This is a genomic window from Bradyrhizobium commune (assembly GCF_015624505.1).
GTDB lineage: Bacteria > Pseudomonadota > Alphaproteobacteria > Rhizobiales > Xanthobacteraceae > Bradyrhizobium > Bradyrhizobium commune.
This window is the reverse complement of sequence record NZ_CP061379.1, coordinates 5702065-5715038: the sequence shown is the minus strand read 5'-3', so window position 1 is coordinate 5715038 and position 12974 is coordinate 5702065. Positions and strand designations below refer to the sequence as shown.

The following is a 12974-nucleotide window of genomic DNA, read 5'->3' as shown; positions in this document are numbered from 1 at the left end:
TGAGGGCGGCGACAGTGCCGGGCGGGCGTCTCGAAGGATAGGCCGCAGGCGGGGCTACATACGGAAGGCTCTCCGTCGCATGCATCCCGACGATGACATCATGCGCCTGTTTTGCCCGACGAGTCAAAAGTATTTCGAAAAATCCGTAAATCCCTTGAATTTGCAGCGGCGCCCTACTGTGCATGGGGTTGTTTTCGATGTTTTGCGTCAGACCCGGTCTGGCACGAGCTCGGTCAGCGAGCGGATGATGCGGTCGGGCTTGATGGTCGAGCCTTCGGGCAGGCCCTCGCCATGCACGTCGATCCAGATCGCATAGATGCCGAGCCGCTGCGGCGTGACCACCTCCCATTCCAGATTGTCGCCGATCATCCAGGTGTCTTTCGCAGTGACGCCGAGCGCGTCCATCGCATGCAGATAGGCGCGCTCCTCCGGCTTGCCGAAGCCGTGCTCGCCCTCGATCTGGATGTGGTCGAAGCGGTGCGCGAGATCGAAGCGCTGGACCTTGGCACGTTGCATGTCGGCAGCGCCATTGGTCACCAGCGCGAGCTTGATGCCGAGCGCCTTGAACTTGTCGATCGCCTCATGCGCGCCGGGGAAGACGAACATCTCCTCCTCGCGATAGGTGGTGAAGCGGTCGGCGAGACGAATGGCGAGATCGTCGGGCAGCGCCCGGTGACCCGCGGCTGCCAGCGCGGCAAAGCCGCCCTTGACCGTGATGTGCCGGGCCTCGCCGAGCTTCATCCGCCACGAGGCATCCGCATGGGCCCAGAAGTTTCGCGCGAAGGCCAGCACCTCGGTTGCGACCAGCTCCGGCGGCAGCGGCGCAAGCTCCGCGGCGAACTCGTTCGCGATCGTGTTCCAGGCGATCTCGGGCCGGCCATAGGCCGACAGGATGGTGTCGTCCATGTCGATCAGCATTGCGCGGGGGAGCTGCTTGATGGCAGGCTTCGTGGTGTTCATGGCCATTTCACCTCCGGCGGCAGCGACGACAGGATCGAATCCACATTGCCGCCGGTCTTGAGCCCGAAAATGGTGCCGCGGTCGTAGAGCAGGTTGAATTCGACATAGCGTCCGCGCCGGATCAGTTGCTCCTCGCGGTCGTCAGCGGTCCAGCTGGTCGCGAAATTGCGCCTGACGATGTCAGGATAGATCTTCAGGAAAGCGCGGCCGACATCCTGGGTGAAGGCGAGGTCGGCGTCCCAATCGCCGCTATCGTGCCAGTCGTAGAAGATGCCGCCGATGCCGCGCGCCTCTTTCCGGTGCGGCAGGTAGAAATACTCGTCGCACCACTTTTTGTATTTGTCGTAATCGGCAACGCCGTTCGGTCCGCTGCATGCCTCCTTCATCGCGGCGTGGAAGGCGAGCGTGTCCGCGTCCTCCTGCGTCCGCCTTCGGTCGAGCACGGGCGTCAGATCGGCGCCGCCGCCGAACCAGGCTTTTGTGGTGACGACGAAGCGCGTGTTCATGTGCACCGCGGGCACATGCGGATTGCGCAAGTGAGCGATCAGCGAGATGCCGGAGGCCCAGAACCGCGGATCGTCCGCCGCACCCGGAATCTGCGCGCGAAACTCGGGCGCGAATTCGCCATGCACGGTCGAGCAGTGCACGCCGACCTTCTCGAACAGCCGGCCGACCATCATCGACATCACGCCGCCACCGCCGGCCGCGCCAGAGTGGTCGGTGCGCTGCCAGGGCGTGCGCACGAAGCGGCCGGCCGCGCCGGGATAGAGGCTTTGCGGCGCGTCGTCCTCGAGCCGCTCGAAGTTTTCGCAGATGTCGTCGCGCAAGTGCTCGAACCAGCCGCGGGCGCGGGCCTTGCGGTTTTCGATTGTCGAAACGTCCATCTGCATTCTCGTCGCCCGTAGGGTGGGCAAAGGCGCCCTTGCGCCGTGCCCACCATTTCCTGTCGTGATCCTGATCGATGGGTACGCTACGCTTTGCCCACCCTACGAAGTCTACCCTTGCGGACCGTAATAGGTGCAGCTCTCGTTGCAACTGTCGCGGTGGATGCTGACGCGGGTCAGCTTGCCGAGATGGGCCAGCCGCTCCCAGACGAAGCGCGACAGGTTTTCCAGCGTCGGCGTTCCCAGCGCCTCGATCTTGTTGAGGAACTTGTGGTCGAGCGCGAGCCGGACCTCCTCGATGGCGCGCTGGAGCAGGCCGAGATCGACCACCATGCCGGTTCGGGGATCGGGCGTGCCGCGCACCGTCACCTCGGCGCGGAAGGAGTGGCCGTGGATCTCTTCGCTCGCGGCACCAAAGGTCGTTCCCGACAGCGCATGCGCTGCCTCGAAGCGGAACGATTTCGTCAATTCCCACATTGGTCCGTCAACCCATCCTATCTGATGCCGAGCGACTTATGCGTCTGCACGCTGAGCCGCCATTGCGGATGCCGCAGGCAATAATCGATCGCGCGCGCGGTGTTCTCGGCGACCTCGGGCCCGTCCATCGGCTGGAGCGAGAAGCGCTCGAAGGCGAGGCCCTCAAAAGCTTCCGGAGCTGCCTGCGCCTGCGGATACACCAGCTTCAATTCGTGGCCATGACGCAGCTTGAGCTCACTGCCGCCCTTGGGGCTGACGCAGATCCAGTCGAGCCCGTCCGGCGGAGCAATCGTGCCGTTGGTCTCGGCGCCGATCTCGAAGCCGCGGGCATGGAGCGCCTTGACCAGGGCGGCATCGACCTGGAGCAGCGGCTCGCCGCCGGTCAGCACCACGTAGCGGTTCTTGGCGGTCGCACGCCATTGCGCGGCGATGGTGTCGGCCAGCTCCGCGGCCGTGGCGTAGCGGCCGCCGAGCGTACCGTCGGTGCCGACGAAATCCGTATCGCAGAATTTGCAGGTCGCGTCGATCCGGTCGGCCTCGCGGCCGCTCCAGAGGTTGCAGCCGGCAAAACGGCAGAACACCGACGCGCGCCCGGCATGGGCGCCTTCGCCTTGCAGGGTCAGGAAGATCTCCTTGACCGCGTAACTCACTCGTCTCTCCTCAAACGTCTCAATCGTGTGGGTTCCGGATCTGCCGCAGCGCCTCGCCTGCGGCCATCGCCGCGGTCATGGCGACATTGAGCGACCGCAGCCCCGGCGTGATCGGGATCACCAGCCGCGCATCGGCGGCCTCGACCACCGCGTCGGTGACGCCGGCGCTCTCGCGCCCGAATAGCAGGATGTCCGACCTCTGGTAACGGAAATCGCGGTAGTCGGTGGCGGCCTTGGTGGTGAACAGCAGCAGTCTAGCGCCTTCCGCCGCGCGCCAGTCTTCGAATTTCGACCAGGAGTCGTGGCGGGTGATACTGACGTGGTCGAGATAATCCATTCCCGCCCGGCGGAAATGTCGGTCGGAGACCGGGAAGCCCGCCGGTTCGATGATATGGGCGGCGATGCCCAGACAGGCGCACAGCCTGAGAATCGTCCCGGTGTTCTGGGGAATGTCGGGCTGGAAAAGCGCTATCTGCATGGGCGGTGACGGGCTGGTTGTCGGGGCGGAAATGTCTCAATAAAACATCGCTCGCCCGGGAATTCGTGCATTGCACGCTTCCCCGCCGTTAGCGGGCTTGCGCTCGCCCGGCAAGGGTGCCAATAGAACGATTCTGGACTGCTGTTTCATTCGTTTAGAGGTGAACACGCAAAGTTCTGCCGCCGCGGGGGGCCGCGGGCGCCGGCAGCCTTTCCGGGGAGCTTTGGGCGCCCCCTGGAGCGGTTCCACCGGCAGCATAAGAAGAAAGGGTTGGAATCGTGACGACAGCGTCTTCGGCGGACCATCCGACACGCCGTGATTTCTTATTCGTTGCAACGGGGGCAGCTGCAGCAGTCGGGGGCGCGGCCGCGCTCTGGCCCTTTATCTCCCAAATGAATCCTGACGCCTCGACCATCGCCGCCGGCGCGCCGATCGAGGTCGATCTCAGCCCGGTCGCCGAGGGCCAGGACATCAAGGTGTTCTGGCGCGGCAAGCCGATCTACATCAGCCACCGTACCAAGAAGCAGATCGACGAGGCGCGCGCCGTTCCGGTGGCGAGCCTGCCCGATCCGCAGCCCGATGATGCCCGGGTCAAGGCCGGCCACGAGCAATGGCTGGTCGTGATCGGCATCTGCACCCATCTCGGCTGCATCCCGATCGCTCATGAAGGCAATTACGACGGGTTCTTCTGCCCCTGCCATGGTTCGCAGTACGATTCGTCCGGACGCATCCGCCAGGGGCCCGCGCCCGCGAACCTGCCGGTGCCGCCGTACAATTTCGTTTCCGACACCAAAATCCAGATCGGCTGAGCTTTGGACACTCGTCCGAAGCCTCGAACCGTCGCGTCGTATTTTTTCCTCAGGATCGCATCATGAGCGGACCATCCGACTTCCAGCCGAGCAACCCGGCCCTGCAATGGATCGAGCGACGTCTGCCGATCATGGGTCTCGTGCATTCCTCCTTCGTCGTCTATCCGACCCCGCGCAACCTGAACTATTGGTGGACCTTCGGCGCCATCCTCTCCTTCATGCTGGGGATGCAGATCCTGACCGGCGTGATCCTGGCGATGCACTACACGCCGCATGCCGATCTCGCCTTCAAATCGGTCGAGCTGATCGTCCGTGACGTCAATTACGGCTGGCTGCTGCGCAACATGCATGCCTGCGGCGCGTCGATGTTCTTCTTCGCGGTCTACGTCCACATGCTGCGCGGCCTCTATTACGGCTCCTACAAGGAGCCGCGCGAGGTGCTGTGGATCCTCGGCGTCATCATCTACCTCCTGATGATGGCGACCGGCTTCATGGGCTATGTGCTGCCGTGGGGCCAGATGAGCTTCTGGGGCGCCACCGTCATCACCAATCTGTTCTCCGCCATTCCCTATTTCGGCGAGAGCATCGTGACGCTTCTGTGGGGCGGCTATTCGGTCGGCAACCCGACGCTGAACCGCTTCTTCTCGCTGCATTATCTGCTGCCGTTCGTGATCGCGGGCGTCGTCGTGCTCCACGTCTGGGCGCTGCATGTCGCCGGCCAGAACAATCCCGACGGCGTCGAGCCGAAGACGGAAAAGGACACGGTTCCGTTCACGCCGCACGCGACCATCAAGGATGGCTTCGGCGTCGCCTGCTTCCTGCTGCTCTACGCCTGGTTCATCTTCTACATGCCGAACTATCTCGGCGACGCCGACAACTACATTCCGGCGAACCCGGGCGTGACGCCGCCGCACATCGTGCCGGAATGGTACTATCTGCCGTTCTACGCGATCCTGCGCTCGATCCCGAACAAGCTCGCGGGCGTGATCGGGATGTTCTCGGCGATCATTGTGCTCGTCTTCCTGCCCTGGCTCGACAGCGCCAAGACGAGGTCGTCGAAGTACCGTCCGCTGGCAAAACAGTTCTTCTGGATCTTTGTCGCGGTCTGCATCCTGCTCGGCTATCTCGGCGCCCAGCCGCCGGAGGGCATCTATGTGATCGCCGGCCGGGTCCTGACGGTCTGCTACTTCGCCTACTTCCTGATCGTGCTGCCGCTGCTCTCGCGCATCGAGACGCCGCGGCCGGTGCCGAACTCGATCTCGGAGGCGATCCTCGCCAAGAGCGGCAAGGCCGCGGCCTCCATCGCGGTCGCGCTCGTCGCGGCGAGCGCGCTGTTCCTCGGTTCGTTGCAGGATGCACGCGCCGAGGAAGGCGGCCCCAAGCCGCCCGCCAACAAATGGTCGTTCGCGGGCCCTTTCGGCACCTATGACCGTGCGGCGCTTCAGCGCGGCCTGAAGGTCTACAAGGAGGTCTGCTCCAACTGCCACGGCCTGTCCTACATCGCCTTCCGCAACCTCGCGGAAGCCGGCGGCCCCGGCTATTCAGTGGCACAGGCAGCGGCCTTCGCCTCTGACTACAAGATCAAGGACGGTCCGAACGACCAGGGCGACATGTTCGAGCGCGCCGGCCGGCCGGCCGACTACTTCCCGTCGCCGTTCCCGAACGAGCAGGCCGCGCGTGCGGCCAACGGTGGCGCAGCGCCCCCGGACCTGTCGCTGATCACCAAGGCGCGGTCCTACGGCCGCGGCTTCCCCTGGTTTATCTTCGACTTCTTCACGCAGTACCAGGAGCAGGGCCCGGATTATGTCTCGGCCGTGCTTCAGGGCTTTGAGGACAAGGTGCCGGAGGGTGTGACCATCCCGGAGGGCTCCTACTACAACAAGTACTTCCCGGGCCACGCCATCAAGATGCCGAAGCCGCTGAGCGACGGCCAGGTGACCTATGACGACGGCTCGCCGGCAACGGTTGCGCAATACGCCAAGGACGTCACCACGTTCCTGATGTGGACCGCCGAGCCGCATATGGAAGCGCGCAAGCGCCTCGGTTTCCAGGTCTTCATCTTCCTGATCATCTTCGCGTTCCTGATGTACTTTACGAAGAAGAAGGTCTGGGCCGACTCGCACTGAGCCGCGGCCGCGCAACGAGATTAAAAAAGCCCCCGCGCGGGGGCTTTTTCATTGGACACGAGCGTGTGTTGTTCGGCGCGATTGCCTATCGCGCGCGCACCCGCCAAGATGCCGCCAACTGCTCCCCAGCACATCGTCGGAGGACACCATGGGAACCGCCATCACCTTCAAGCGCCCGGACGGCAAGGACGCATCGGGCTATCTCGCCAATGCCGCGCGCGGCAACGCGCCGGGCGTGGTCGTGATCCAGGAATGGTGGGGTCTGTCGGACCAGATCAAGGGCCTGTGCGACCGCTTTGCGCTGGCGGGCTTCGATGCGCTCGCGCCCGATCTCTATAAGGGCAAGGTGGTGCCGTATCACGACATGGACGCGGCCGGTAAAGAGATGAACTCGCTCGACTTCATGGACGCTACCACGCAGACGGTGCGCGGCGCCACGCAATACCTGTCGCGCAACGGCGCCAAAGTGGGGCTGACCGGCTTCTGTCTCGGCGGCGCCGTCACCATCATCGGCTCGGTGCATGTGCCGGAGCTCGCCGCCGGTGTCGTGTTCTACGGCATTCCGCCCGAGCAGGCGGCCAAGCCTGCTGACGTCAAGATCCCGCTCCAGGCCCATTTCGCCAACAAGGACGATTGGTGCACGCCGGAGCTCGTCAACGGCTTCGAGAAGGCCATGAAGACCGCCGGCAAGTCGCTCGAGCTGTTCCGCTACGACGCCGAGCACGCCTTCGTCAACGAGCAGCGCCAGGCCGTCCACGACCGCGAAGCCGCCGAGCTCGCCTGGGGCAGGGCGACGGAGTTTTTCCGGAAGCATCTGGGGTAGGGCGCAGCCTGCAGCGCGGGCGGGCCGACTGGCAGCTCCGGCTGCCTTGAGATTGTAATTGTCTTTGCAATCTTGAGGTGTGACATTCCGCCGTGGCGAACGCAGGAGAGCGCGATGATCGAAGGTGGCCGCCTGGCGACGGTCGTTGTCTCCCGCGAAGCGCTGGAGGCTGCCCAGAAGCCTGAGAAGGCCTACTATCTGACCGAAGCTGTGGTGTACTACGTCAACGAAATTCAACGTGTTGGCGTCTACCACGCGCGTGAACTGGCCGCGGGGGTCATGCAGGCCTATCACGCCGACTACTACCTTGCTCAGGTCAATAACGGCGGTCACAGCCAGTTCATCGGCAACACAGATGTTGCGATGCTGGCGACGACCTGCGGCGATGCGCTTGCGGGACTGAAGGCCATGGGGGCCAGCGCGCAACACCAGATATTGCAGGAGATGATGGCCTGGGTGCAGGCCCATCCCGAGGAGGCTGCACGGCAGACCGGTTTCGGAGACTGCGCCGCGGCGCTCGACGCGCTTGACAAGCGCTTCTATGAAGCCGAGCGGCAGCAGCCGATGACGCAACTCGCGGCCCGATGGATCGCGAACTGGCCGGAATTGCGCGCCGTCGCGCGAGACCAATTCTCGTCCGAGATCGAGCGCCTTGCGCAACTCAACCCGCATCTGGCGCAGCGCCGGATCTGGCACAGTGTTCAGCAGATCAAATTCCAGATGACGGACCGCTTGCAAATCACGGTCGCCGCGGCATGCGGCGCCGTGGCGCCCGAGCCGGAGCTGAAGCTCGCGATTTTTGCAGGAAGCATGATGACGCTGGAGGGACAGCAATGCATGGCCTTCGGCGTCAAGACCGACAAGGGCTCGCGGCTATGCGCCGTCGGAGAGGCCGGTGGACGACTTTATGACTACGGCCCGCGCAGCCGGGGTGGCCTCGGTGCGTCGGATGGCGGTGCGCGACTGTCGTCCGTGGGAGCCGACACGATCCAGAACTTCTCGAGAATTGCCGAACAGACCCTGGCGGCCGAGGCCATCGACCTGCTTTTGCGAAAGTCGGGTCTCGATCCAGCCGTGAAGATCACGGCGTTGCGCGTGAGCGATGATTGGGCGGCATGGTGTGCGGTCGCCGGACAGACCAGCATGATGGTCGCAACCCACGGTGACCGCGCCGATCTCATCGGGTCCGACGCCCAGGGCGCGAATACGGTGACACGGGCCGAAATCGAGCGTCACGCCGCCGAGGCGACCGCCGGTCGTAACAGCATGCGGGCCCCGGAATCATCTGCAACGTGATCCCGTACCATTTTGGTGATTGAGGGCGGCCCGGCACGCTCTTGACGCCGCCCCCGCGCCATGGTGAGTATCCGCTCCATGAGCACCGCAGTCCGCCCATCCCGTCGTTGGTGGCGCACCTCCTAAGAGGTGGCCGGTGCGATTTCTTTTCTCCAAATCGTCGAAGGTCGCCGGCACAGCCGCGGCGGCCTGATCGTTTGTCCTGTGTGGCGTTCCCTCGGCAAGTTTCGTAAGAGGACCCCATGAACAGGACAGTCTTTGCCCTCCCGGCCAGAAGCGATTACGTGACCCGCGCAGGTCTCGCGATCACGCGTGTGGCCGAACAATTCACCGGCGGCGCCAACCGGCTCGACGATCTCGTCAGCCTGCTTGATCGCCGTCGCGGCGTGGTGCTGTCGTCGGGCACGACCGTGCCGGGCCGCTACGAGAGCTTTGACCTCGGCTTCTCCGATCCGCCGCTCAAGCTCGAGACCGCCGGCGTCAATTTCAGGCTGGAAGCGCTCAACGTGCGCGGTCAGGTGCTGATCGCTTTCCTCGCGGACGTGCTGCGCGAGCCCTGCGTGGTGATCTCGGAGAAGACCGTGACGCGGCTTGCCGGCCACATCATCCGCGGCGATGCGCCTGTCGAGGAAGACCAGCGCACCCGCCGTGCCAGCGTCATGTCGCTGGTGCGCGATCTCGTTGCCACCTTTTTCACCAACGACGATGGCCTGCTCGGCCTGTTTGGCGCCTTCGCCTATGACCTCGTGTTCCAGATCGAGGACCTCGTGCAGAAGCGTCCGCGCGAGCAGGACCAGCGCGATATCGTGCTCTACCTCCCCGATCGCCTGCTGGCCTATGACCGCGCCACCGGACGCGGCGTGCTGATCAGTTACGACTTCGCCTGGAAGGGCAAATCTACCGAAAGCCTGCCGCGCGAGACGGCCGATAGCCCGTATCTGAAGACGCCGCGCCAGGGCTTTGCCGATCACGCGCCCGGCGAATATCAGGCGACGGTCGAGACCGCGCGCGCGGCCTTCGCGCGCGGCGATCTGTTCGAGGCCGTGCCGGGTCAGCTCTTCGCCGAGCCCTGCGACCGCTCACCGGCGGAAGTGTTTCAGCGCCTCTGCGTCATCAACCCGTCGCCCTATGGCGCACTGATGAATCTCGGCGAGGGCGAGTTTCTCGTCTCGGCCTCGCCCGAAATGTTCGTGCGCTCCGACGGCCGCCGCGTCGAGACCTGTCCGATTTCGGGCACGATCGCGCGCGGCACCGATGCGATCGGCGATGCCGAGCAGATCCGCCAGCTCCTGAACTCGGAGAAGGACGAGTTCGAGCTCAACATGTGCACCGACGTCGACCGCAACGACAAGGCGCGGGTCTGCGTCCCCGGCACGATCAAGGTTTTGGCACGACGCCAGATCGAGACCTACTCGAAGCTGTTCCACACCGTCGATCACGTCGAAGGCATGCTGCGCCCCGGCTTCGACGCGCTCGACGCCTTCCTCACCCATGCCTGGGCCGTCACCGTCACCGGTGCGCCAAAGCTGTGGGCGATGCAGTTCGTCGAGGATCACGAGCGCTCGCCGCGACGCTGGTATGCCGGCGCGATCGGTGCGGTGAATTTCGACGGCAGCATCAACACCGGTCTCACCATCCGGACCATCCGCATGAAGGATGGTCTTGCCGAAGTGCGTGTCGGCGCCACTTGTCTGTTTGACTCGGATCCCGCCGCGGAGGACCGCGAATGCCAGGTCAAGGCAGCCGCCCTGTTCCAGGCCCTGCGCGGCGATCCGCCAAAACCGCTGTCGGCCTTCGCGCCCGATGCCACCGGCTCCGGCAAGCGGGTGCTGCTGATCGACCACGACGACAGCTTCGTCCACATGTTGGCCGACTATTTCCGCCAGGTCGGCGCCAGTGTCACCGTGGTCCGCTATGTGCATGCGCTCGACATGCTCAAGCAGAAGAGGTGGGATTTGCTGGTGCTGTCGCCTGGCCCGGGCCGCCCGGAGGACTTCGGGATCAAGAAGACCATCGACGCGGCGCTTGCGAACAAGCTGCCGGTGTTCGGCGTCTGCCTCGGCCTGCAAGCGATCGGCGAATATTTCGGCGGCGAGCTCGGCCAGCTCACCCATCCTGCCCACGGCCGGCCCTCGCGGGTCCAGGTGCGGGGCGGGCGGCTGATGGGCAATCTGCCGAACGAGATCGTCATTGGCCGCTATCACTCGCTCTATGTCGAGCGCGACAGCATGCCGGAGGTGTTGAACGTCACCGCCAGCACCGAGGACGGCGTCGCCATGGCGCTGGAGCACAAGAGCCTGCCGGTCGCCGGTGTGCAATTCCACCCGGAATCGCTGATGTCGCTTGGCGGCGAGGTGGGACTACGTATTGTCGAGAATGCGTTCCGGCTGGATGCGCCGGTCAATTGAGAGGCACCAATGACCTTTGACCACGATCTGAAGGCGAGCGTCCGCACCATTCCCGACTATCCCAAGCCGGGGATCATGTTCCGCGACATCACCACGCTGCTGGCGGACGCGCGCGCGTTCCGCCGCGCGGTCGACGAGCTCGTCAACCCGTGGGCCGGCAACAAGATCGACAAGGTCGCCGGCATGGAGGCGCGCGGCTTCATCATCGGCGGCGCGGTGGCGCATCAGCTCTCGGCCGGCTTCGTGCCGATCCGCAAGAAAGGCAAGCTGCCGCACACCACCGTGCGGATCGCTTACTCGCTCGAATACGGCATCGACGAGATGGAGATGCATGTCGACGCGATCCAGCCCGGCGAGCGTGTGATCCTGGTCGACGATCTCATCGCCACCGGCGGCACTGCGGAGGGCGCGGTGAAGCTCTTGCGCCAGATCGGTGCCAACGTCGTCGCGGCCTGCTTCATCATCGACCTGCCCGAGCTCGGCGGCGCCGCCAAGCTGCGCGCCATGGACGTGCCGGTGCGCACGCTGATGACGTTCGAGGGGCATTGAGCAAATAACGCCCGGGTAAATTGCTGCCTACGACCGCTGCAGGATCAGGCTGAGCTCCAGTTCCCGGAAGGCGAGGTAGTTGCGCCGGGTCCATTGGTGCAGCTCGGTCGAGGCGTCCTTCTCCTGGCGCAGATAGCCGGTGAACGAGAAGTTCAGCCGGTCGATATAGGTCTTCAGGAAGCCGGGCAGCGCGGGCAGGCGGAGCAGGCGGCCCCCCGCCATCGCTGGCGGCAGCTCGCCGCGCACGACGTATTCGTTGTCGACCGTAATCAGGTTGATCCGCGGGATCTGTCCGCGCAGCATCTCATGGGCCCGGGTCGAAACGCGGTCGTTGTCGGCGACGAACAGGATCATCGGGGCGACGTGCCGGCGCGCCGCCTCCTTCAACAGGCCGATCTCGTCGGTCATCTTGAAGAACTCGTCAAAGGCGTGGAAGCCGAGGTCGATCACCTTGGCGAGCCCGTCGTCGACGATGACGCGGTCCATCAGCTGCATCTTGCCGTAGGTGTCGATCACGTCCGCGGTCTCGGTCACCTTGGGCAGGTAGTCGAGCAGCGACGGCTCCTTCAGGTTGACGTCGAAGGCCGCGACATTGCCGTTCTTGAGCAGCAGGAATTCGGTGAGCAGCCGCGCCAGCAGCGTCTTGCCGACCTGCGGGCGGGGCGAGCAGATGATGTAGAGGGGCGTCGCGGGCATCAGCTATTATCTGAGCGAACTCACCGCCCAATCCAGCCGTATCCGCACCTCGCCTGCAACTATTTTTCGCTGCTGCTGCGGGCGGCGGACTTGGAGCCGACGATGTCGGTGAGGCGGATCCGGTCGAACTCGCTCCAGACATTCGCCAGCCAGTGCCGGACATAGCCGCGCAGCACGAACGAATAGTTCGCGGCCTCGTCGTGCAGGCCCTTGTTGGCGACAAATTTCAGGAACGGGACCGAGGAGACCTCGACCTGCTCATAGGCCATTTCGTTGAGCTTCGGGATTGTCAGCTCGGTCGCGTCCTTGATGCGGTGGAAATAGGAATTGTAGGTCGCCTGGTCCCACTGGAAGAACTGGGTGTCGTTGATGAAGTTCTTCACCAGGAAATATTTCGCGCCGGTCATGAAGCCCGCGGTCTCGGCGATCTCATCCAGCGAGGCGATCGAGGGTCCCAGGATGTGGAACACCGCGAAGGTGATCTGGCCGGCCTTGGCGGCGTCGAGAAAGCCGATGTCGCGCAGCGAGGCCAGCGCAGGCGAGAGCAGGCCGGCGCGAACGTCGATCACGGTCACCGACGGGCTCGTCGCATTGAGCGTATCGAAGATTTTCATCTGGTCGGCCGTGGTCGTCATGTCGACGATCTCGGTGATGTCGGGATGGAAGCGCTTCAGCGTTCCGCGCGGGGACTCGGTATCGAAAGCCCGCGTCTGCACGTTGTTGGCGGAAAAATAATCGAGCAGGGTGCGCGATACCGTGGTCTTGCCGACCCCGCCCTTGTCCGCGCCCACCACAACCACTGCCGGCTTTGCCATTGC

At 64.4% G+C, this 12974-nt stretch carries 13 protein-coding genes; 6 read left to right on the top strand and 7 right to left on the bottom strand.

Features of this window, described 5'->3' with window-relative positions:
- Positions 1-207: 207 nt before the first annotated feature.
- The 5 genes from IC761_RS26870 to IC761_RS26850 all read right to left on the bottom strand — a co-directional run bounded on the left by IC761_RS26870 (position 208) and on the right by IC761_RS26850 (position 3449).
- Positions 208-960, bottom strand: coding sequence for an HAD family hydrolase (locus IC761_RS26870; RefSeq protein ID WP_438265055.1), 753 nt, complete (start codon positions 958-960; stop codon positions 208-210).
- Positions 957-1844, bottom strand: a complete 888-nt coding sequence (gene hemF / locus IC761_RS26865; RefSeq protein ID WP_195799696.1) for an oxygen-dependent coproporphyrinogen oxidase — start codon at positions 1842-1844, stop codon at positions 957-959. Before hemF ends, IC761_RS26870 begins: the two co-directional genes overlap by 4 nt.
- Positions 1845-1955: 111 nt before the next feature.
- On the bottom strand, positions 1956-2321 hold the full coding sequence (locus IC761_RS26860; protein WP_195799695.1) for a 6-pyruvoyl trahydropterin synthase family protein: 366 nt from the start codon (positions 2319-2321) through the stop codon (positions 1956-1958).
- Between the two features lie 17 nt (positions 2322-2338).
- Complete coding sequence (gene queE / locus IC761_RS26855; RefSeq protein ID WP_195799694.1) at positions 2339-2971, bottom strand: 7-carboxy-7-deazaguanine synthase; 633 nt, start codon at positions 2969-2971, stop codon at positions 2339-2341.
- A gap of 19 nt (positions 2972-2990) precedes the next feature.
- Positions 2991-3449, bottom strand: a complete 459-nt coding sequence (locus IC761_RS26850) for a tRNA (cytidine(34)-2'-O)-methyltransferase (protein ID WP_195799693.1) — start codon at positions 3447-3449, stop codon at positions 2991-2993.
- A 278-nt stretch (positions 3450-3727) separates the two neighbouring features.
- On the opposite strand from IC761_RS26850, the gene petA reads away from it, so the two are divergent.
- The 6 genes from petA (at position 3728) to IC761_RS26820 (ending at position 11460) form a co-directional block, all read left to right on the top strand.
- Entirely contained in the window at positions 3728-4258 is a 531-nt protein-coding gene (petA, locus tag IC761_RS26845) for a ubiquinol-cytochrome c reductase iron-sulfur subunit (protein WP_195799692.1), read from the top strand.
- Between the two features lie 62 nt (positions 4259-4320).
- Positions 4321-6384 (top strand): cytochrome b/c1, encoded by a 2064-nt coding sequence (fbcH, locus tag IC761_RS26840; protein WP_195799691.1) that lies wholly within the window; start codon positions 4321-4323, stop codon positions 6382-6384.
- Between the two features lie 148 nt (positions 6385-6532).
- Positions 6533-7207, top strand: a complete 675-nt coding sequence (locus tag IC761_RS26835; RefSeq protein WP_195799690.1) for a dienelactone hydrolase family protein — start codon at positions 6533-6535, stop codon at positions 7205-7207.
- Positions 7208-7321: 114 nt separating this feature from the next.
- Entirely contained in the window at positions 7322-8503 is a 1182-nt protein-coding gene (locus tag IC761_RS26830) for a DMP19 family protein (RefSeq protein WP_195799689.1), read from the top strand.
- Positions 8504-8745: 242 nt separating this feature from the next.
- Positions 8746-10911, top strand: a complete 2166-nt coding sequence (locus IC761_RS26825; protein WP_195799688.1) for an anthranilate synthase component I — start codon at positions 8746-8748, stop codon at positions 10909-10911.
- 9 nt (positions 10912-10920) lie between these two features.
- On the top strand, positions 10921-11460 hold the full coding sequence (locus IC761_RS26820) for an adenine phosphoribosyltransferase (RefSeq protein ID WP_011085277.1): 540 nt from the start codon (positions 10921-10923) through the stop codon (positions 11458-11460).
- Between the two features lie 27 nt (positions 11461-11487).
- Here IC761_RS26820 and IC761_RS26815 read toward each other — a convergent pair whose 3' ends face one another.
- A complete protein-coding gene (locus IC761_RS26815; RefSeq protein WP_195799687.1) occupies positions 11488-12156 on the bottom strand; it encodes a hypothetical protein in 669 nt (222 codons plus the stop codon).
- A gap of 59 nt (positions 12157-12215) precedes the next feature.
- A complete protein-coding gene (locus IC761_RS26810) occupies positions 12216-12971 on the bottom strand; it encodes a P-loop NTPase family protein (RefSeq protein ID WP_195799686.1) in 756 nt (251 codons plus the stop codon).
- Positions 12972-12974: the final 3 nt, after the last annotated feature.